This is a genomic window from Microbulbifer sp., from assembly GCF_051659245.1.
GTDB lineage: Bacteria > Pseudomonadota > Gammaproteobacteria > Pseudomonadales > Cellvibrionaceae > Microbulbifer.
Window position 1 is genome coordinate 1 of record NZ_JBOFOC010000090.1, and the last position, 20,960, is coordinate 20,960.

The 20,960-nt window shown below is 63.1% G+C and carries 17 protein-coding genes; 11 read left to right on the forward strand and 6 right to left on the reverse strand.

The features are described 5' to 3' along the window. The 4 genes from ACRC0P_RS09670 to ACRC0P_RS09685 all read left to right on the forward strand — a co-directional run. Nucleotides 1–1,697: RHS repeat-associated core domain-containing protein (locus tag ACRC0P_RS09670; RefSeq protein WP_438630298.1), on the forward strand; the 1,697-nt coding region annotated here is incomplete at its 5' end. A gap of 5 nt (nucleotides 1,698–1,702) precedes the next feature. Then, nucleotides 1,703–2,107: a hypothetical protein gene (locus tag ACRC0P_RS09675; protein ID WP_438630300.1), complete on the forward strand. Its 405-nt coding sequence runs from the start codon at nucleotides 1,703–1,705 to the stop codon at nucleotides 2,105–2,107. Between the two features lie 24 nt (nucleotides 2,108–2,131). Next, nucleotides 2,132–2,533 carry a hypothetical protein gene (locus ACRC0P_RS09680; protein ID WP_438630302.1) on the forward strand — a complete coding sequence of 134 codons (402 nt, stop codon included), beginning with the start codon at nucleotides 2,132–2,134 and terminating at the stop codon, nucleotides 2,531–2,533. A 10-nt stretch (nucleotides 2,534–2,543) separates the two neighbouring features. Then, nucleotides 2,544–3,188 carry a hypothetical protein gene (locus ACRC0P_RS09685; RefSeq protein ID WP_438630304.1) on the forward strand — a complete coding sequence of 215 codons (645 nt, stop codon included), beginning with the start codon at nucleotides 2,544–2,546 and terminating at the stop codon, nucleotides 3,186–3,188. Nucleotides 3,189–3,449: 261 nt separating this feature from the next. On the opposite strand, the gene ACRC0P_RS09690 is transcribed toward ACRC0P_RS09685, so the two are convergent. Continuing rightward, nucleotides 3,450–4,649, reverse strand: a complete 1,200-nt coding sequence (locus tag ACRC0P_RS09690; protein ID WP_438630306.1) for a multidrug effflux MFS transporter — start codon at nucleotides 4,647–4,649, stop codon at nucleotides 3,450–3,452. Nucleotides 4,650–4,786: 137 nt separating this feature from the next. On the opposite strand from ACRC0P_RS09690, the gene ACRC0P_RS09695 reads away from it, so the two are divergent. Continuing rightward, a complete protein-coding gene (locus ACRC0P_RS09695; protein ID WP_438630308.1) occupies nucleotides 4,787–5,803 on the forward strand; it encodes a succinylglutamate desuccinylase/aspartoacylase family protein in 1,017 nt (338 codons plus the stop codon). Nucleotides 5,804–5,854: 51 nt separating this feature from the next. Here the strand turns inward: ACRC0P_RS09695 and ACRC0P_RS09700 are convergent, their stop codons facing one another. Together ACRC0P_RS09700 and trhA are read right to left on the reverse strand one after the other, a co-directional pair. After that, nucleotides 5,855–7,051: a lytic murein transglycosylase gene (locus ACRC0P_RS09700; protein WP_438630310.1), complete on the reverse strand. Its 1,197-nt coding sequence runs from the start codon at nucleotides 7,049–7,051 to the stop codon at nucleotides 5,855–5,857. 83 nt (nucleotides 7,052–7,134) lie between these two features. Then, the gene (gene trhA, locus ACRC0P_RS09705; protein WP_438630312.1) at nucleotides 7,135–7,782 is read right to left on the reverse strand and encodes a PAQR family membrane homeostasis protein TrhA; all 648 of its coding nucleotides are present in this window, start codon (nucleotides 7,780–7,782) and stop codon (nucleotides 7,135–7,137) included. A gap of 133 nt (nucleotides 7,783–7,915) precedes the next feature. On the opposite strand from trhA, the gene ACRC0P_RS09710 reads away from it, so the two are divergent. Further along, complete coding sequence (locus tag ACRC0P_RS09710) at nucleotides 7,916–9,829, forward strand: RecQ family ATP-dependent DNA helicase (protein WP_438630314.1); 1,914 nt, start codon at nucleotides 7,916–7,918, stop codon at nucleotides 9,827–9,829. A gap of 19 nt (nucleotides 9,830–9,848) precedes the next feature. Here ACRC0P_RS09710 and ACRC0P_RS09715 read toward each other — a convergent pair whose 3' ends face one another. Next, on the reverse strand, nucleotides 9,849–10,643 hold the full coding sequence (locus tag ACRC0P_RS09715; protein WP_438630316.1) for a hypothetical protein: 795 nt from the start codon (nucleotides 10,641–10,643) through the stop codon (nucleotides 9,849–9,851). A gap of 267 nt (nucleotides 10,644–10,910) precedes the next feature. On the opposite strand from ACRC0P_RS09715, the gene ACRC0P_RS09720 reads away from it, so the two are divergent. From ACRC0P_RS09720 to ACRC0P_RS09740, 5 genes are read left to right on the forward strand one after another with little or no spacing between them, the layout of a single operon-like run. Next, on the forward strand, nucleotides 10,911–13,550 hold the full coding sequence (locus ACRC0P_RS09720; RefSeq protein WP_438630318.1) for a DEAD/DEAH box helicase: 2,640 nt from the start codon (nucleotides 10,911–10,913) through the stop codon (nucleotides 13,548–13,550). Between the two features lie 40 nt (nucleotides 13,551–13,590). Continuing rightward, on the forward strand, nucleotides 13,591–15,024 hold the full coding sequence (locus ACRC0P_RS09725; RefSeq protein WP_438630320.1) for a DUF3375 domain-containing protein: 1,434 nt from the start codon (nucleotides 13,591–13,593) through the stop codon (nucleotides 15,022–15,024). After that, complete coding sequence (locus ACRC0P_RS09730) at nucleotides 15,021–15,770, forward strand: DUF4194 domain-containing protein (protein ID WP_438630322.1); 750 nt, start codon at nucleotides 15,021–15,023, stop codon at nucleotides 15,768–15,770. The genes ACRC0P_RS09725 and ACRC0P_RS09730 overlap by 4 nt, the downstream gene beginning before the upstream one ends. Then, the gene (locus ACRC0P_RS09735) at nucleotides 15,763–19,128 is read left to right on the forward strand and encodes an ATP-binding protein (protein WP_438630324.1); all 3,366 of its coding nucleotides are present in this window, start codon (nucleotides 15,763–15,765) and stop codon (nucleotides 19,126–19,128) included. The genes ACRC0P_RS09730 and ACRC0P_RS09735 overlap by 8 nt, the downstream gene beginning before the upstream one ends. Before the next feature lie 56 nt (nucleotides 19,129–19,184). Further along, a complete protein-coding gene (locus ACRC0P_RS09740) occupies nucleotides 19,185–20,396 on the forward strand; it encodes a DUF3322 domain-containing protein (protein WP_438630326.1) in 1,212 nt (403 codons plus the stop codon). Here ACRC0P_RS09740 and ACRC0P_RS09745 read toward each other — a convergent pair. Both ACRC0P_RS09745 and ACRC0P_RS09750 read right to left on the reverse strand, forming a co-directional pair. After that, entirely contained in the window at nucleotides 20,365–20,619 is a 255-nt protein-coding gene (locus ACRC0P_RS09745; protein ID WP_438630328.1) for a Txe/YoeB family addiction module toxin, read from the reverse strand. The genes ACRC0P_RS09740 and ACRC0P_RS09745 overlap by 32 nt on opposite strands. Further along, the gene (locus tag ACRC0P_RS09750) at nucleotides 20,616–20,870 is read right to left on the reverse strand and encodes a type II toxin-antitoxin system Phd/YefM family antitoxin (protein ID WP_438630330.1); all 255 of its coding nucleotides are present in this window, start codon (nucleotides 20,868–20,870) and stop codon (nucleotides 20,616–20,618) included. Before ACRC0P_RS09750 ends, ACRC0P_RS09745 begins: the two co-directional genes overlap by 4 nt. Between the last annotated feature and the right edge of the window lie 90 nt (nucleotides 20,871–20,960).

The following is a 20,960-nucleotide window of genomic DNA, read 5'->3' on the forward strand; positions in this document are numbered from 1 at the left end:
AGGCCAGGACCTACGCCGACGACCAGGGCGTCAGCTACCAGTACAACAACCGCGGCCTGCTCTCAAAAATCACCAACGCCCGCGGCATCGAGACCAGCTACACCTATGACGACAACGGCAACCCGCTCACCGTCAGCTATAGCGACGGCACCCCCGGCGTCACCTATACCTACGACGCCCACGACAGGGTAACCACCATCCAGGACGGCGTCGGCACCACCGGCTTTACCTACAACACCAACTCCACCCTCGCCACCGTCGACGGCCCCTGGGCCGCCGACACCGTCACCTACACCTACGACGACGGCCGCCGAATCAAGACCCTGGCCGTGGAAGGCGGCCCCCAGCGGGAATACGCCTACGATAGCCTCAACCGCCTCAGCGACATCAAGGTGGGCACCCGCACCTTCACCTACCAGTACAAGGGCAACAGCGGCCTGATTGAATCGCTAACCCTGCCCAACCAGACCCAGAGCGCATACGGCTACGATGGCATGAACCGCCTGCAGCAGCTCACCAACAAGACCGCCGGCGAGCAACTGCTGACCCAATACCAGTTCACCTACAACAACCGCGACCTGGTCGCCACGGAATCCAGGACCGGCGCCCTGCCGTTTATCGGCACCGAGGAACAACACCAGTTCGCCAACAACGAACTGAACCAGACTACCCAAAAGGGCACCCAGAGTTTCCAGTACGACGCCGACGGCAATATGACCCAGGGCTATACGCCCGAGGGTTACGTCTTTACTGCCAGCTACGACGCGGAGAACCGGCTCAAGGAACTGAGCTACACCGACACCGCAGGCGTGCTCCACAAAAAGACCTACGCCTACTACTGGAACAACCTGCTGGCCAAAGTCCAGTCCTTCCAAGACGGCCAACTGACGGACGAACAAAGAATCGTCCGCGCCGGCTTCCTGCCCATCCAGGACCGAGACCAAAATAATGCCACAATACGCGACTACCTCTGGGGCCAGAGCATGGGCGGCGGTATCGGCGGCCTGCTGAGTATGAGTGCCGGGGGGCAGGACTACTACTACCACTACGATGGGAGAGGCAATGTCACCAGCGTTACCGATGCCCAGCAGCAGAAAGTGGCCGAATACACCTACACGGATTACGGCAGCATCAACAACCAGACCGGCACTCTGGATCAGCCGTTCCGGTTCTCGACCAAGCGTTGGGATGAAAGCACGGGGCTGGCTTACTTTGGGTATCGATATTACATACCTGCGAACCAGAAGTGGTTAACCCGCGACCCGATCGCGGAATCCGGTGGGGTAAATATTTATGGGTATGTCCTTGGAAACCCGATAAACGGGGTTGATCCGTATGGCCTTGAAAGTTTTGCCAGTTGTGTCGACAACAACAAATTTGATTGGGGAAAAATAATAGGCTCAGGAGGAGATGCCGTAACTGGAGCGAACTTGGCAAATGCTGCCGGGAATATGGCAGCAGGAAGAACAGGTAGTGGGATGGGCGTTCCTTCTCATGGCACCTCATGGCAGCATCGTACCCTTTCTGGAATTGGGCAAAATATGCAGCTTCAAGAAAATGGTAGACGTTTTGGCTCAACTCAAGCTCGATGGAGTAATGCTGGAAGGATTATAGGGAGAGCAGCAGTTTTACCTTTAATCTTTGAGGGTTATTATGATATAGGGACTATCGCTCGCTGTGCTTGCGTTTCGGATTAATGCTTATGAAATTACTATTTATTTTCCTCGCTATTTCTGTTGGGATACTTTTTTTGTGGGCAACAAGATCAAGAAAGAAAAAAATTAGATCAAGGTTTATATCTCGATCAAATTTATCATTTGAAGAGCTTTATAAAGAGTATTTTTTAAAAGACTTTCCCGATAAAGAGCTTGTAAGAGAGCTTTTGGAGCATGTGGCCAGTTATTTGGACATTCCTGTTGGCGTCCTCCGGCCAAATGATTCCTTTAATAAAGAGTTGAAAGAAGAAAAGGGTTGGGAGTTTGATAGCGGTTTTGATATGTTATTTATTGAGATGGAAGAGATGGCAAAGAAAAAAGATGTGGATATAGAGTCTATTGAAATTAATACATTAAAGGATTATTTGAAGACGATGATTTTGTTGTATTGATTAGGGGGTAATTTTGGGGTAGTTATGCACCAGAAGCCTAAAGCGCTTGTTTCAATCGGTCGCGCAGTTATTGCGATCACCTTGGCGATCAGCTCCGCGGTCGTATTCGCAGAGCCGGAAGAACCCAAAAAACTGCTCAACACCAGGATGTCGATCCAACCCATGGACCTGAAGCGCGACCTGTCCCGGGAAGACCTGATCGCCGCGGGCCAACTCGGCGGACACCTCTACCCCACGGAAGCGCAGGAAGACGCAGGAGATAAGCAGCGCAAAGGCAAGCGCCAGGCCATGCGCCAGAAATTCGGCGAGGTCATTGTTGCGTGCCTCGGTAGCGTCGTAGTTTTTCCCAAATTGGCGGTCGTAGGATGTCGAGTACGTCGACCAGAATACCAACAACTTCAAGACGGCCCCGAAAACCAAGTATGAGTTCGTCAAGGTGTTCAACAACGTCGGCCGCATCAAAAAGGTCACCAGCCCGGAAGGCGACTACCTCGCCTACACCTACGACAACAGCACCGGCCTGGTCACCGCAGTAACCGACGCCGCCAACAAGACGACCAGCTATGTCTACAATGACAAAGGCAAGGTCACCCAAGTCACCTTGCCCGGCGGCCAGGTCACCGACTTCACCTACGACGCCACCAACGGCGTCGACCTGACCTCCGTCACCACGGCATTGGGCAGTGTGGCCATCACCTACGACGAAAACCGCCGCCCCGTCACCTTCGAGAACATCGACAACAAATCCTCCAGTGCCACCTACAACGCCTACGGCCAGCTGGAAACTGCCACCGACACCCTGCAGCAGGTGACTCGCTACACCTACAACACCGACCAGCGCCTGCAACAGGTGGACCTCAACGACCAGTTGCTGGCCCAGTACACCTACGACGCCAAGGGGCGCCTGAAGACCAGGACCGACGCCACCAATCTCACCCTCCAGTACAGCTACAACGACCTCAACAGCCTCACCCAGGTCAGCTACCCGGACGGCGGCACCGCCTCCTACTCCTACTCCTACGCCAGCTGCCTCAGGCTGATGCAGAGCACCACACCGCCATCGTATTTTTTCCCAAGTTAGCGGTCGAAGCGATTGGACGGTTTCTGATCGTTTTGTCAGTTTTCCATCGTAACCAATTTCCCTTATTGTCAAATTCCCGCCGTAGTATTTGCTAGATCCATCGATGTTTTTGCTAGACTCATGTCGTAGCGTTTTCCACGCCGCGCAGTAGCTACGACAGAACTGGCAGCCGGATTGGATAAAGTGGCGTTGGGTATGGCAGCCAACGCTATGAGTGTAGGTGCCGCGGGGAGACGACTTCTCAAAGGCTTCAAACAGCCCCTATGCCTGCGCCGCCGCCCGCGCCGCACCGCGCAGGGTCAGCAGCGACAGCGACAGTGCGATCAGCGCGCAGGTGGCGATAGTAGTCAGCAGCGGCAGCGGGCTGCCGTCGAACACCCGGCTGACGATCGCGATCGCCAGGGCCCCGAGTACCATCTGCAGCGTGCCGCCGAGCGCGGCCGCGGTGCCGGCGATGGGACCGTAGTCGTCGAGGGACAGCACCATCGAAGTGGGAATCACCAGGCCGAGGAAGGAATTGGTCACCAGCAGCATGCCCACCAGCAGCGGAAAACTGTCGAAGCCGGCGGCGAAAAGCGCACAGAGCAGGGAGGCACCGGTGGCAAAACCGCCGACCGCCCATTTGACCACGGCGACGGAACCGAAGCGCTCACCCAGGTTGGCGGCAAACTGGCTGGAGGTAAAAAACCCCAGGGCGTTCAGCGCGAAGGCGAGGCTGAACTGGGTCGGTGTGAGACCATAGTGCCCGGTATAGAGAAAGGACGCGGTGGCGAGGAAGGCGAAAAAGCTCGCCATGCCCATGCCGCCGATCAGCGTGAGCCCCATATAGCCCGGGTCGCGAAACAGCGTGCCGAAAGCGCGTATCATCGCACCGAACCGGAAGGGCACCCGGTCGGCGGGCTTCAGCGTCTCCGGCAACACCGTGGCAGTCAACACCAGGCTCACGGCAATGGCGACCGCCACCGCGATAAACACCGCCGGCCAGCCGAAAGGCGCCATCAGCGCACTGCCCACCAGCGGCGCCAGCATCGGCGATATGGAAATCACCAGCATCACCGTGGTCATCAGCCGCGTGGCCTCGGTGCCGGTGTAGCGGTCGCGGATAATCGCCCGGGGGATGGACATCACCGAGGCGGCGCCGACGCCCTGCACGAAGCGCAGTGCGATCAGCCACTCGATACTGGGGGCAAAGGCACAGGCCACCGAGGTGATGCCGAACAGCGCCAGCCCGAAATACAGCGGAGGTTTACGCCCGAACATATCCGAGGCCGGACCGTAAAACAGCTGGCAGACACCGAAGGCGATGAAGAAGGACATCAGTGTCAGCTGGGAGGCGGCGACCGGCGCACCGAAATCCTCGGCCATCGCCGGCATGGCCGGCAAATACATATCGATGGCGAACGGGCCGACACAGCTCAAAAGCCCGAGGATAAGGGCCATCTTGATAAATTCGGGTTTCATACTGACTACTTGTTTTCCATTACAAAAATGCCCGGCAAGGCCGGGACAAAACCGATTTTAGCAGCCGCAGCCGCCAAACTGATTCCAGCGCGGCCAGCGGCGGCCCGTACAGGACGAGAGGATTTTTCGCTACGACCATGACAGATGAATTCAGGATTGGCGGTATAACGGTTGCCCCCGGCGAGACCCGGCGCATCGACCTGCCGGTGGTGCGCCTGTACACGGACACCGAAATGGCGATCCCGGTCCATGTGCACCGGGGCGGGAAACCCGGTCCCTGTATGTTCGTGTGCGCAGCGATCCACGGGGATGAACTCAACGGCGTGGAGATTATCAGCCGCCTGATCAACAGCCGCGCCCTCAAATCCCTGCGCGGCACCCTGATCGCGGTGCCGGTGGTGAACGTGTACGGCGTGCTGGAACAATCCCGCTACCTGCCGGACCGGCGCGATCTCAACCGCTCATTCCCGGGCTCCGCCAAAGGCTCGCTGGCGGCGCGCATGGCCCACGTGTTTCTCGACGAGATCGTCTCCAAGTGCGAATACGGCATCGACCTGCACACCGGCGCCCTGCACCGCAGCAACCTGCCACAGATCCGCGCCAACCTGGACGACGGGGAAACCCGGGCCATGGCCAACGCCTTCGGCGTGCCGGTCCTGCTGAATTCCACCCTGCGCGACGGCTCCCTGCGCCACGCGGCGGCGGACCTGGGCGTGCGCATTCTCCTGTACGAGGCGGGCGAAGCGCTGCGCTTCGACGAGTTGTGCATCCGCGCCGGAGTAAAAGGCATTCTCAATGTGCTGCGGCACCTGCGCATGCTGCCCCGGGGCCGCGCACGCCACACCATCGAACCCTATGTCGCCCGCCGCAGCGGCTGGTTGCGCGCCAGCGACAGCGGCATCGTAAATCACAAGAAATCCCTCGGCGACCATGTGCGAGAGGGGGAATTGCTGGCCACCATCGCCGACCCCTACGGCTGCGAACTGGATCGGGTGCTGTGCGATGCGGATGGGATCATTATCGGCCGGCAGAATATTCCGCTGGTGCAGGAGGGCGAGGCCATGTACCACATCGCCTACTTTCACGAGCCCCACGAGGTGGCGGAGAGCCTGGGGATGCTACAGGACAGCTTGTTGCCGGATGAGAATTTCTAACGTAGGGTGCGCCGCGCGCACCGATAGTCCGCGCGGTGCGCACGGCGCACCCTACCGCTTGCGCAGCAATTCCAGCACTTCTTTGCTCGGGTAGCCCTGCTGTTTCACACCGACACTTTTCTCGAACGCCCTGATCGCACCCCGAGTACCGGGGCCCACCTTGCCGTCTATTTCGCCCTCATAAAAACCTTTTTGCTTCAGCAACCGCTGCAGCTCCTCCGTCTCCGCGCTGTCGATAGGGGTAAAAGGGCGCTGCCAGTCGTGTACCAGCCCGGGAGCGCCGCCGATCCGGTCGGCGAGCAGGCCGATGGCTGTAGCGTAGCGATCCGAGTTGTTGTAGCGCTTGAGCACAAAGAAATTCTTGATCATCAGGAACGCGGGACCGCCGCGGCCATCGGGCAGTTTGAGTTCCGCGCGGTCATCCCTGCGCGGAAACCGCCGGCCGCGGACCCGTTGCACCCCGAGCTTTTCCCACTCGCCGATGGTGAGTGTGCCCGCGGGCAGCTTGCGCTCGGGAATGGTGACCTCGTAGCCCCAGGTCCGCCCCCGCTGCCAGCCGTTTTTCGCCAGCAGGCTGGCGGCGGTGGCCAGCGCATCCGGCACCGAGCTCCATATGTCCCGCTTGCCGTCGCCGTCCATATCCACCGCATAGGCCTGGTAACTGGTGGGAATAAACTGGGTGTGCCCCATGGCGCCGGCCCATGAGCCGGTGAGGTGGCTCTTGTCGATATCGCCGCTCTGCAGAATTTTCAGCGCCGCGAGCAGCTGGGTGCGGGCGAATTTTCCGCGCTTGGGATCGGCGTAGGCCAGGGTCGCCAGGGAGCGGATCACATTGCGCACCACTTTTTCATTGTCCAGTACGTCCCCGTAACTGGACTCCACTGACCAGATGGCCAGCAGGATATTCGGGTCCACCCCGAAGCGCTGTTCGATCCTGTCCAGCCAGGGCTGCAGCCTTTGCTTTTCCTCGCGCCCGCGCATAATCGCGCGCTTTTGTACCCGGTTGTCGAAGTACTGCCACACCGGCGCTACAAATTCCGGCTGATAGCGGGCCTTTTCCAGTACCCAGGGGTCCGGTGCGGTGATGCCCTCGAAAGCGCGGTCGTAGGTCTCGCCGGAAATGCCGCTGGCGATCGCGGTCTTGCGAAATTCCTTGATCCAGTCCTGAAATCCCTGATCGGCAGCCAACAGGAAGAAGAGGGCCAGGAGAACCAGCGACAGGCGGCGAAACTCACGGGAGGGGAACATAGCGACTCCTTAAAAAGGGCTCGCTCAAGGGTAGGACGGAACGGCGCCGGCGAAAAGGCAAAGTCGCCGGGGTTGTGACGCGGTCAGGGAATCACGTAGAACAGCACCGCAAAAAAGTGCAGCACGCCGCCGGCGAGCACGAACAGATGCCAGATGGCGTGGTGGAAGCGCAGGCTGCGCCACAGGTAAAAGGCGATGCCGCCGGTGTAGCAGAGACCGCCCAGCACCAGCAGCCAGAGGCCGCCGGTTTCCAGGCTGTCCATCAGCGGCTTGATGGCCGCGATTACCACCCAGCCCATCAGCGCGCTCAGGGTCACCGACAGCGCGCGTATCTTCTTCAGCGGGGTGAACTGGATCACCAGTCCCACCAACGCCAACCCCCAGATAATACCGAACAGCCACCAGCCCCAGGGCCCGCGCAGGGTAACCAGGGTAAAGGGCGTGTAGGTACCGGCGATCAACAGGAAGATAGAGGAGTGATCCAGGGTGCGCAGCACCCGTTTGGCGCGCTCGTGGGTGATGCTGTGGTACAGGGTGGAGGCGCCGAAACACAGGATCAGCGTGGCGGCGTAGACGCTGCTGCTGACGATATGCCAGGTGTCGCCGCGCAGTGCGGCGTAGGCACAGAGCACGCCCAGCCCGGCGATGGCCAGCAGCGCACCCACCCCGTGGGTGACACTGTTGGCGATTTCTTCCGCGAAGGAGTAGCGGGCGGCGGTAGTGGATGGCATGGGAACCCCGATATCTTTTATGCTGGGAGCACAATGTTTGTGACCAACGAATTAAATCCAGTCCAATCATCCCGGTAGTGGCATCCCGGCGCAAGGGTTGATTGGGACTGCAAATTCACAGGCAGGAATTCCTATGACCACAAGTCCGCTCGACCTGCTGCACAGCCGCTTCCAACTGCGCGACTTCCGTCCCGGCCAGCAAGCGGTGATCGACGCGCTGCTGGCCGGCGAGTCGGCGCTGGCCATTTTCCCCACCGGCGGCGGCAAGAGCCTCTGCTACCAGCTGCCGGCGCTGCTGATCGACGGCCTGACCCTGGTGGTCTCGCCGCTGATCGCACTGATGCAGGACCAGGTGGACGGGCTGCAGTCCCTCGGTATCGCCGCCGCGCGCCTCGACTCCTCCCGCAGCGGCGACGAGGTGCGGGAAATCTACCGCCAGCTGCGCAGCGGCGAACTCAAACTGCTGTATATCGCCCCGGAGCGGTTGCAGAACGAACGCTTCCTGCAGCTGTTACGCGGACTGCGCATCGGCATGATGGCGGTGGACGAGGCCCACTGCATCTCCGAGTGGGGCCACAACTTCCGCCCGGACTACCTCAAGCTGGCACAGCTGGCCCGCGAGCTGGACGCGCAGCGGATACTGGCGCTGACCGCCACCGCGACGCCCGCGGTGGCGGCGGATATCCGCCGCCAGTTCCGCATCGACGACGGCGCCCAGGTGCAGACCGGCTTCTACCGCGAGAACCTGCAACTCGAAGTCACCCCCTGCACCGAAGCGCAGAAGCTGCCGCGCCTGACCGAGCGGCTGCTGGCGACAAAGGATGCTCCGGCGATCGTCTATGTGACTTTGCAGCAGACTGCGGAAACCGTCGCCGAGCGCCTGTCCGCCGCCGGGGTGCGCGCCGCCGCCTATCACGCCGGCATGAAGTCGGAGACCCGCGAGCAGGTACAAAACGCCTTTATGGCCGGCGAAGTCAGCGCAGTGGTGGCCACCATCGCCTTCGGCATGGGTATCGACAAGGCGGATATTCGCGCCGTCTATCACTACAACCTGCCCAAGTCCCTGGAAAACTATATGCAGGAGATAGGCCGCGCGGGCCGCGACGGCGAAGCGGCCCGCTGCGAGCTGTTCGCCTGCGCCGACGATCGCCGGGTGCTGGAGAACTTCACCTACGGCGACACGCCCATTGTCGGGCACCTTGAGGCACTGCTATGCCAACTGCTGGGCCAGGGGGAGCAGTTCGACATATCCGTCTACGAGCTGTCCAACCAGTTCGATATCCGCCAGTTGGTGGTCAGCACCGCCCTCACTTATTTAGAGCTGGAGGGCGTAATCCGCGCCACCGGTCCCTTCTACACCAGCTACCAGATACAGTTCCTACAGCCAATGGCGGAAATCCTCGGCCGCTTCGACGCCGCCAGGGCGGACTTCCTGCAGCGGCTGTTCAGCGCCGGCAAGAAGGGTCGCACCTGGCTGACCATCGACGCACAGCAGGCCACAGAGCAGTTAGGCGAGCCGCGCGCGCGGATCCTGAAGGCGTTGCAGTACTTGGAGGAGCAGGGCTGTATCGAGACAAGGGCCAAGGGCGTGCGCCAGGGCTACCGCCGCCTGCAGACACCGGGCCTGCCCGGCCTCTGCGCGCGCCTGGGGCAGCTGTTCGCGCGCCGCGAGCAGCAGGACCTGGCGCGTCTGCGACAGGTGCTGGACTACGCCGCAGCCCTCGAATGCCTGCCGGCGCGGCTGTGCGGCTATTTCGGCGAAACCCTGCCCCACCCCTGCGGCCGCTGCAGCAGCTGCCGCGAACCGCGGGCGCGCGAGCTGCCGGGCGCGCCGACAGCGGAGATGGACGCGGCCGAACAACGGGGGATCGAACAACTGATCGGCGAGAGCCACCAGGCCCTGGCGCACCCGCGGCAACTGGCGCGCTTTTTATGCGGCCTCGCCAGCCCCGCCACCGTGCGCCTGCGCAAACACCCCCAGTTCGGGCGCCTGGCGCGGCAGCCTTTTCAACGGGTGCTGGAGCGGGCGGCGCAGTTGATGGACTAATCTGTACCGCTCTTCTCCTTTATTTCATGGTGAATTCAACCGACCAGGCATGGGTCGAAATATTGGTCGAGGTGATATTGGCGGTACAGATGGCGCCACCGCCACCATCCGCGGTCTTGTTCCATTGCGGAATCATATCGGTATCGTTGGCAATCCGCTGCTGTAGATCCAGCTTGTAATTGGTCGGGAGCTGGGCCTGTTCGATGGGGGGCAGCGATTCGTAGTAAGCCAGCACTTCCGTATAGAAGTTGGTCTGCTTGCCGGTGCGGTTATATTCCGCCATGGCTCTATCCACCATGGCGCGCCGAACGGCATAGTCTTGTCTCTCTGCTTCCATATAAGCTGCTCGACGTTCATTGGCGGTAAAGGTACCGCTGTCGTCATGGACGATCAGCGATAGCTGGTCGTACGACAGGCCGGCAAAGGGGTTGGGCGTTTCGCGGCTGCTATTTCGGGTATTGACGAAGTCGGTGGCCTGTTGGGCACGGGCCAGCAGGGCGGGATCGTCGGTATTGGGCACTTCGCTGTCGTGGCGTGCCTTGTTGGCCTTATAGTTCGGCCCGAGAATCTGGCCGAGCAGTTCCTCGGCCCGGGCGCCCAATTCCTTGCGGCTCAGGGTGCTGTCACGCTCTTCGGCGCGCAGGGCGCTATCACTCAACTGCTGGGCCAGGGTGGAAAGCCCGCTCGAGCGCGTCGACGAGCCGGATGCCGGCGATGAGCCGTCGGTAGGTTCGGCCTTGCTGGTGGCCGGTGTGCCGCTGCCTGCGAGGGGTTGATGGATCAAGGTAAATGAAGAGCTGGTGATGCTGAGCATTGATGACTCCTTGTCGGGTTGTCAGGGCGCTCACTCCCTACCACCAGCTTTATCGACGGAGTTCGTGGAAACTTTTGCTATTTCGAAATTATTTTTTGATGAGGGTGGACATGTTTCTCAGAGGGCTGGATGAGGAAATGTAGGGGTTTCGCTCTGGGCTGTTTGGGCAAAACTTCATCGACCATGTCGCTGCGCTTCGCCCCCTACAAGAGCAGTCTTCCATCGGCGATAATCCCCGCCAACCATCTTTCCACCGGCGGAGATCCCATGGCGACCAGCACCCGCAGCCTGCGCGACCGGCTTGCGCACCTCACCCACAACCAGGCGCTGAGACTGCTGCGGCCCCAGGGCGCCGCACTGCTGCGCAAGGGCGGCCAGTGGGACATAGATATCGACAGCCAGGTGAACCTGGATGCCCATCGCCTGCGCCTCACCCTGGACGGCGCCCGCGTGGAGCTGACCACCGGCCCGCGCGCACTGCAAGCGAACTGCGACAAATGCCAGGGCCCCTGCGAACACCTGGGTGCGGCCCTCTCCCTGATCCTGGAGGAAAAGCTCGCCCTCGGCCTGGCCGAGCCACCGCGCGAGGGCGCGCCAGCGGAGCAGCTGAGCGACGAGGAACTGGTGGCCGCCGCCATCGCCGAGCGGCGCGAGCGCGCGCAGGCGGAACCCATGCGCCTGGTGAGTGGCGAGCCGGACACCCTGTGGACCGACTATGTGATCACCAACCGCAGCAGCGGCAAGAGCTACAAGGTGGCCCTTCGCGGCTGGGAGCCGGGCGAATCCTACTGTTCCTGTCCCGACTTCCGCAAAAACACCCTGGGCACCTGCAAGCATATCCTGCACGCGCTGGACAAGGTCAGGAAGCGCTTCCCCGCCGACCAGCGCAAACGCAAATTCCGCCAGCGGGAGATCGCCCTGCACCTGCAATACGGCCGGCAACTGGAACTGCGCCTGTTGCGGCCGGCGAGGCTGCCGGACGCGGTGGACAAACTGCTCGCCCCCATCTCCGGCACGGCGATCAGCGACCTGCCGGACCTGCTGGGGCGAATCCGCAAGTTGCAGGCCCTGGGCCGCGAACTCCTTATCTATCCGGACGCCGAGGAGTATATACAGCGGCAGCTGCACCGGGCGCGGCTGCAGCAACTGTGCGCCGATATACGCCGCAAACCCAAGAGCCACCCGCTGCGCCGCTCGCTGCTGAAAACCGAACTGCTGCCCTACCAGCTCGACGGCATCGCCTTCGCCGCCGGCGCCGGGCGCGCGGTACTGGCGGACGAAATGGGCCTGGGCAAGACCATCCAGGGCATCGGCCTGGCGGAGTTACTTGCGCGCGAGAACCGCATTGAGCGCGTGCTGGTAATTGCACCCACCTCCCTGAAATCCCAGTGGCGGGAAGAGATAGCGCGCTTTTCCAACCGGGACAGCCAACTGGTGATCGGCAACCCGGAGGAGCGTGCCGGGCAGTACGCCGAGCCGGTGTTCTTCACCCTGTGCAACTACGAGCAGGTGCTGCGGGATATCGACACCATCGAGCGCCAGCCCTGGGACCTGATCATTCTCGACGAGGGCCAGCGCATCAAGAACTGGCAGGCCAAGACCAGCCAGACCGTCAAACGCCTCAAGTCCCCCTTCGCCCTGGTGCTCACCGGCACGCCGCTGGAAAACCGCCTCGACGACCTCTACTCGATCATCGAATTCGTGGACGACCGCCACCTGGGCCCCGACTTCCGCTTCTACAACCGCCACCGCATCCTGGACGAAAAGGGCCGCGTGCTCGGCTACCGCGACCTGGACCAGCTGCGCCGGCAGTTGGCCCCGGTACTGCTGCGCCGCACCCGCGCCCAGGTGCTGGGCGAACTGCCACCGCGCAGCACCGAGATCATCCGCATCCCTCCCACCCAGCAGCAACTGGACCTGCACGCCGGCCACCAGCGCACCGTGAGCCAGATCGTCGGCAAGCGCTACCTCACCGAGATGGACCTGCTGCGCCTGCAGAAAGCCCTGCTGATGTGTCGCCTGGCCGCCAATGCCTCCACCCTGGTGGACAAACAGCAGCCCAACCACTCCAGCAAGCTGGAGGCGCTGGCGGAACTGCTGCAGCAGTTGCTGGCGGAACCGTCGCGCAAAATCGTGCTCTTCTCCGAGTGGACCGGCATGCTCGACCTGATCGAACCGCTGCTGGGGGACGCGGACTTCGTGCGCCTGGACGGCAAGGTGCCGCAGAAGAAGCGCCAAACCCTGGTGCGGCGCTTCCAGGAAGAGCCCGACTGCCGCTTGTTCATCACCACCAACGCCGGCTCCACCGGCCTCAACCTGCAGGCCGCCAACACCGTGGTCAACGTCGACCTGCCCTGGAACCCGGCGCTGCTGGAACAGCGCATCGCCCGCGCCCACCGCATGGGCCAGACCCAGCCGGTGCAGGTCTACCTGCTGGTCACCGAAGACACCCTGGAGGAAAACCTGCTCGCCACCCTCTCCGCCAAGAGCGACCTGGCGCTGGCCGCGCTGGACCCGGACTCGGAAATGGACGAGGTGGCGCTGACCAGCGGCCTGGAGGAATTGAAAAAACGCCTGGAGAGGCTGCTCGGCGCAAAACCCGAAGTGGCGGTGGATACCGCCGAAAAAGCGCGCCTGGAACGGCAGCTGGCGGAGGAGCGGCGGCGCAAGGTGGCCGCCGCCGGCGGCCAGCTGCTCACCGCCGCCATGGGCCTGCTGCGCGAGTTGATGCCACCCGCGGACGGCGAGCGGCAGTCCGCGCACGCCGAGCTGCTGAAGGAACAACTGAACCAATGCGTGCAGGAGGGGGAAGACGGACAGCTGCAACTGCAGGTCTCCCTGCCGGACCGCGCCGCGCTGGACCATTTGGCGCAGAGCCTCGCCGGGCTGATCCCGGCCGGGGACTGACCGTGAGCTTCGCCGAACACCAGGCCCGCTTCCGCCGCCTGTGGCGGGAACACGCCGCCTGGCAACTGCTGCGCGCCGACAACGCGCCCCATATTCTCGCCTTCTTCTCGCCTTCGTCTCCGACCTGTTCCGTGAATCCAACGAAGTCCCCTTCGGCCAGGCCAGGGCGGCGCTGGCGGCGGAGCTGGCGCGCTCGCGGGAGATGAACACCTGGGAGACCGACACCCCCGCCGGCACCTACCTGCGCCAGTGGATACAGGCGGGCTGGCTGCGGGAACTGGACGACCAATTGACCAAAACGGATGCCTGCGAGGTAGCGCTGCGCTTCAGCCGCGGCCTGGACCAGCGGCAGACCCACGCCACCGCCTCCCACCTGCGCATCGTCCAGGACGCGGTGCGCGATCTCGCGGTGGCGCTCAGCCCCAACGCGGACGAGCGCATCGCCATACTGGAATCCCGCAAGCTGCAACTGGAGCTGGAAATCGACGAGCTGCGCGCGGGGATCGTGCGCCAACTGCCGGAGCGGGAACAGGGCGAGCGGATGCGCGAGGTCTACCAACTGGCCTCGGTGCTCACCAATGATTTTCGCCGCGTGGAAGACGAGATCCGCCAACTCGACCAGGAGCTGCGGGTGGATATGATCGAATCCGGCGGGGGGCGCGGCGCCGTGCTGTCGGGCCTGTTGGAGAAAGAACAACTGCTGCTGTCCTCGGAGGCGGGGCGCGCCTTCGAGGGCTTCTTCGAGCTGTTGATGGACCAGAACCGCAGCACCGAACTGCGCGAACAGCTGAACTCCATCCTCACGCAGCCCGCCGCGACCCAGCTACCGTCCGGCCAGCGGCGCTTCCTGGAGCGGCTGATGCGCGAACTCGGCCGCGAGAGTGAACGGGTACTGAATGTCCGGCGGCGCACCGAGGAAAGCCTGCGCGCTTTTGTCGAGAGCGGTGCCCACCTGGAGAACCGCGCGGTGGACCGGCTGCTGCGCGAGCTGGAACAACTGGCGATCACCTTCCCGCAAAACGATGTAAACCCGCGCACCGGGACGGAACTGGCACTGGACAGCGGCAGCGCTTCGATCCGCTCCCTGGACGGCATGCGCCTGCGCATCCCGGACCAGCAGCTGGACACCAGTGCCGTACAGTCCCACAACAACCGGCGCGAACCCAACGCGGCCATGCTGCAGCACCTGGAGGCGGTCAAGGTGATGGAGGTGGCCACCGAAATGCGCGACCTCCTGCGCGAGCAGGGCCCGCAGACTATCGCCGGCCTGGCAACCGCGCGCCCCCTCAACGCGGGCCTGGAGGAACTGGTGGCCTGCCTGCGCGTCGCCCGCGCGATCAATGCGCCGCGGCTTCCCGAACAGGAATCCGTCACGGTCGCCGACCGGCGGCGCGGCTCGATAAGAGCCACCATTCCCCGCTATATGCTGCACGCGGAGCTGTTTCCGCAAAAACTCGAGGATCTATCGCTATGAGTGCGGACACCCCGACGCCCGCCCCGGAAGCCTTCGACCTCTGGCGACGGGCCGCATCGGAAACCGACCGGGACGAGAAGCAGGAAGAGGAAACAGCCCCGGCACCCGCGGAGGTGGAAGATGCACCGGCAGCCGACCATCGGCACAGCACCCTGCCCCACGAAGCCCGCCGCGCGCTGGTCTACCTGCTGAAGAAAGGCGTCATCCTGTACGCGGAAAAACGCCTGCTGTTCGAAGCCCTGTGCCGCTACCGCGCCGGTATCGAGCAGCAGTTGGAAAACATGTACCTGCGACTGCTGGTGGACGACAAGGCGGGCATCGCGCTGTTGCGACAACAGGAAACCAGCGGCGACGACGAAGACGGGGAGATGGTCGCCCTGATCACGCCCCGCACCCTGACCCTCTACGACACCCTTCTGCTCCTGGTGCTGCGCAAACACTACCAGGAGCGGGAGACCAGCGGCGAGCGCAGGGTGGTCATCGACCTGGAACAGATCGAGGCCCGCCTCACGCCATTCCTGCCGCTCACCAACAACAGCCGCCTGGAACGCAAAATGCTCACCGGCGCCCTCGGTAAGTTGAAGGATCGCAAGATAGTGGCAGGCGTGCGCGGCGAGGACGAGCGCTACGAAATCACCCCTGCGATCCGCTATCTGGTCAGTGCGGATTTCCTCCGGCAACTGCTGGACGAGTACCGCAAACTGGCGGCCTCGGCGCAGAACCCGGGAGACGCGGACGATGAGTAACAACTTCTTTCCCCAGGGGCAGATACGCCTGGCGGAACTCTCCGTCTACAACTGGGGTTCCTTTCACGGCCTGCACACCGCAAGCATAGATCCGCAGGGTACCCTGATCACCGGCGACAACGGCGCCGGCAAATCCACCCTGATCGACGGGCTCATGGCCCTGCTACTGCCCGCCGGCAAAAGCCATTTCAACGTCGCCGCCGCCCAGGGAGACCGCAGCGACCGCTCCCTGCTCTCCTATATGCGCGGCAGCTTCGGCTCCGAGCACGAAGGCGCCCAGACCCGCACCCGCAACAAGCGCGAGGGCGCCACCGCCACGGCCCTGCGCGCCCTGTTTCGCGCCGACGACGGTTCGGAGATTGCGCTCGCCGCGCTCTTCTGGACGACCAAGCCCTCCAATACCCTGGACGACGTCAAGCGTCTCTACCTGGTCGCCAAAAGGAATTTAACCCTCGAGGAACTGCTGCACGCCTTCGGCGAAGGCGACGCCCGCGCGCTCAAGCAGAAATTGAAACAGGACCCGGCGCTAATACCCTGCGACGACCACTTCGGCGAATACCGGGAAAATTACCGCCGGCTGCTGCATATGGAGAACCGCAACGCCCCGGCGCTACTGTCGCGGGCCCTGGGGCTGAAGAAAATCGACGACCTGACCCAGCTGATCCGCGAGCTGGTGCTGGAACCCAGCGGCGTGCGCGAGGACGCGCGCAAGGCGGTGCGGGAATTCGACGACCTGAACAGCGTGCATGAGCAGCTGTGCGATGTGCGCGAACAGTGCCGGGCACTGGCTTCGCTACCGCAGACCTGGGAACAGTACCTTCAGGCATCCGCGGCCCTGGAAAAACTCGCCGCCGATCTCGCCGGCCTGCCGGTGTATTTCGGCGAACAGTGCGCGGCCCTGTGGCAGCAGCGCATCGAAATGCTGGAGAGGCTTTTGGGCGAACAGCGGCAGCAGCTAACGCTGCTGGAGCAGCGCGAGCAGCTGGCGCAGCGGGATGTGGAAGATCGCCACGGGGACTACCTGCAGGCCGGCGGCGAGCGTATCGAACTGCTCAGGAAAGATCTGCAACACGCCCGCGAGCAACTGGCGCAGGTCGTCAGCGCGGCGGGGGAATACCAGCGCCTGGCGCAAAAACTGGATCTGCCGGACACACTGGAACAGGCGATTTTTCTCGGCAACCGGCAGCGCGCGCAAGCGGCACTGGAAAACGCCGACAGCGAGCGGCAAGGGGCCCAGGACGCTTTCGCCGAGGCCAGCGCCCTCCTCAGCAATGGGCAGAGCGAGCGCAGCAACCTGCGCGAGCAGATCCGCGAAATCGAGGCCAGGCCAGACTCCAACATAGACCCGGCCTACCAGAAACTGCGCGACCAGATGAGCGAAGCGCTGGAAATCCCCGCGGACAAGCTGATGTTTATCGGCGAACTGATCGACGTGCACGAAGAGCACCGCTCCTGGCAGGGCGCTATTGAGCGCGCCCTGGGCGGCCTGCGCACGACCCTGGCGGTACCGGATGACCGCTTCTCCATGGTCACCCGCTGGCTCAACGCCCGCCACACCGGCCTGCACGTGCGAGTGCAGGTTGTACCACAAGCGGGAGCGCGGAAAAGCCGGGGCGCGGCGGATTTCAAGGGCGACGGCTACCTGCGCAAACTGGTGTGGCGGGAGCACCCCTACCGCGACTGGCTCAAGCACCACCTGGCCCGCTTCGATCTGCACTGCGTCGCGGACACCGCCGCGCTCGACACCACGCCCTTTTCCATCACCCAACAGGGGCTGATGCAGCTTGAGCGCGGGCGCTTCGAGAAGAAAGACCAGCACCGCATCGACGACCGCCTTAAATGGGCCCTGGGCTTCTCCAACAAATCCCGCCTGGCACTGATACGCCGCGACCTGCAGGAGCTGGAAGACAAGCTGGCGCAGCAGGAGCGGGCAGTAAACGGCGCCCGCGCGGCAATGGATGCAATAAGCCGGCGCAATCGGGACTGGGAAAATCTCGCCGCCTTCCAGTGGGAGCAGATAGACCTGTCCGAGCGGCGGAAAGGCGTCGAAAAACTGCAGTCCCTGCTGGCGGAACTGGAGAGCGACCGCGGCGACCTGGCGCGAGCCAGGGAACGCTGGGAAAGCGCCAAGGATCAACACCGGCAAGCCCGCGGGCAACTCGAGGAACACAAGAAAACTATTTGGCAGACCGAAAAGGACCGGCAGGAGGCGGAAGACAGGCTCGAACGGGCCCGGCAGGAAGCCGCCATCGGTCTCGACGACGCGGGGCGCGAACGACTGCGCGAACGCGTGGGCGAACTCTCCCCGGAAGACCTGGAAACCGCCGCGGCGCTGGAGCAACGCCACCGCAACGATCTGGAACAGGAGAGAAACCGCTCCGCAAACGATAAGCTGCGCAGCGGTAACTCCGCGGTCAGCAGCATCTCCACTTTCTATTCCAAGTGGGAAGCCGTCGCCAGCGACTGGGGCAGGAGCCTGGAAGCCGTGCCGGAATATCTCACCCACCTGGCGTCGCTGGAGCAGGAGGGCCTGCCTGTCCTCGTGGACCAGTTCCGCGAGCGCCTCAACCGCCACACCACCCAGTCCCTGGCCGGTATCCGCGAGAAGATTCTGTCCGAGCGCGACGATATCCGCGAGCGCATCGAGGTCATCAACCGGGTCCTGGTACGCACCGAGTTCAAGGCCGGCAGCTATCTGCGCTTGTGCGCGCGCACGGACCAGTACCCTCACGTCCGCGACTTCGACCGGCAACTGACGCGCCTCTTCAGCTTGGCGGGCAGCGACGACCACGAGGCCCGCTTCGCGCAGTTGCGACAGGTGATACAGATTCTCGACAAGGCCAGCAATCCGGCGAGCGCCGGCACCCTGGAGAGCCTGCGGCTGCTGGACCCGCGCCACCAGATGTCCTTCTACGCCGAGGAAGTCGGCCGGGAGGACGGCGCCCTGCGCGATGTGCTGGATTCCTCCAGCGGCAAGTCCGGCGGGGAAAAGGAGGCGTTCGCCGGCGTCATCGTCGCCGCCAGCCTGGCCTATGTGCTCACCCCCGACGGCAGCGACAAGCCCATCTACAGCACCGTATTCCTCGACGAGGCTTTCTCCAACACCGCCGAGGCGGTCAGCCGGCGGGTGCTGCGGGTCTTCCGCGAGCTGCATATCCACGTCAACCTGATCACCCCCTACAAGAACCTGAACCTGGCGCGGGAGTCGGCCCGCGCCCTGCTGATCGCCGAGCGCGATGCGGACAACCACGAGAGCCAGTTGTGCGAGGTGACCTGGGAGGAGATAGACCGGCGCATGGAAGCGTCCTCGCAACGGGCACTGAATGTTGAAACGGAAATCGAGCTGGAGCCGGCGTGAGCGACCGGGGACAGCCATGAGCGACTGGGGACTGCCATGAGCGACTGGGGGCTGCCATGAGCGACTGGGGGCTGTTGCCACAACAGGCACGCGACATCCTGCGCCGGCGGGAATGGGACAACCGCCGTCATTTCCGCCAGCGCCTGACCGGCGAGCGCCCCTTTCCTATCCGCCTGCCGCTGAAGCCGCCCAGCCCGGCGCAGGCCCTTGCGGACATGGCGCAGCTGCAAAATCTCGTGGAACAGTGGCGCCGTTGGCCGCGGCAGGAACAGGTGCAATGGGGGAGCCGCCAGTTCCGGCACCTGGGCGCCTGGCGGCTGCCGGTGGCATTGCAGATCGATTCGGTCCAGGCCCTGCTCGACTGCCTCGGCGACGATGCGTTGGCACTCGGCCACCACTGGCAGAAGGTGATGGCGCCGCTGCTGGATCTCGATCAATCGCTCTTTCCCGAGCTGGCGCGGCACCTGGACGCCCTGGAACCCATGTGCGAGCGCGACGCGCGACTGCTGGCCCGGCTCTTGCCACAACTGCATGCGGGGCTCGGCCGCGGGCAATACCTGCGCGCCCTGCCCCTGGTGGGCGTCGACACCAAGTTCGTGGAAACCTGGCAGCCCCTGATCGGCGAGCTGCTGGACAAATTGCACCGCGGCGCCATCACTTCCGCCGGCGGCCTGCTCGCCTGGCTCGGCTGCCGGGAAAACCCGAAAGGCTGGCTGCTGGTGCGCCCGCTGTGCGCGGAGACCCGCGCGCGCCTCGGCGGCCTTCCCCTGCTGCAACTGGACGGGGAAACCATCGCCGGGCAGCCACTGCCGGCGGGCAGGATACTGATCGTGGAAAACCGCCAGTCCTCGACGGGCACGGGACTCGGCCTGCCGCCCCTCGACGACTGCATCGCCATCTTCGGTGGCGGCCGCAACCTCGGCTGGATGCGCGCCCCCTGGCTCGCGGATAAACGCGTCGGCTACTGGGGAGATATCGACAGCTGGGGCCTGACCCTGCTGGGCGAGGCCCGCGTCCACCGGCCACAGTTACAATCGCTGATGATGGACGTGGAGACCCTGGAGCGCTTCTCGCAGCTCCAGGTAGCGGAGCCGGCTCCGCAAACCGACTGTCCCGCAGGCCTTGCGCCCGGTGAGAGGGCGCTTTGGGAGAGATTGCGCAGCGAGGGAGAGAATATCCGCCTGGAGCAGGAGCGGCTGCCCCAGGACTATGTGCGCAGCCGGCTGGAAGCCTGGCTCAATAGTGGTAGCGGCACTGCACCACGATGATCTGATTGTCTTCGACCTTGTACACCAGTCGGTGCTCCCGGTCGATACGCCGCGACCAGTAGCCGGTCCACTGGTGCTTGAGGGGCTCCGGGTCACCGAGCCCCTCGAAGGGATTGCGCTGTATATCCTTGATCAGCGCGTTGATTCTTTTCAGCTTGCGCTTGTCGGTTTGCTGCCAATAGAGATAGTCCTCCCAGGCGTGGCTCGACCAGGAAAGAATCATTCTTCCAGCAGGCGCCTTTCAGTCGCCTTACCGGCCTCCACCTCGGCGATGGAATCGAGCAGCCGCTGGGCGTTTTTCGGGCTGGCCATCAGGTGGGCCGTTTCCTCGTAAGCCTGGAAATCCTCCAGGCTGATCACCACCGCGGGGCTGCCATTCTGGCGTGTGATCAACACAGGCTTGTGATCGGCGCTGACCTTGTCGAGGGTGTCGGCAAGATGCTTGCGGAAAGCTGTATAGCTTATGGTATCCATATAGTCGCACTGTACTTAAATCTGTACAGGATGATTATAGGGAGAAGTCGATGAGAATAATAGTGTGGTGTAAGGTACTAAATGCTGATA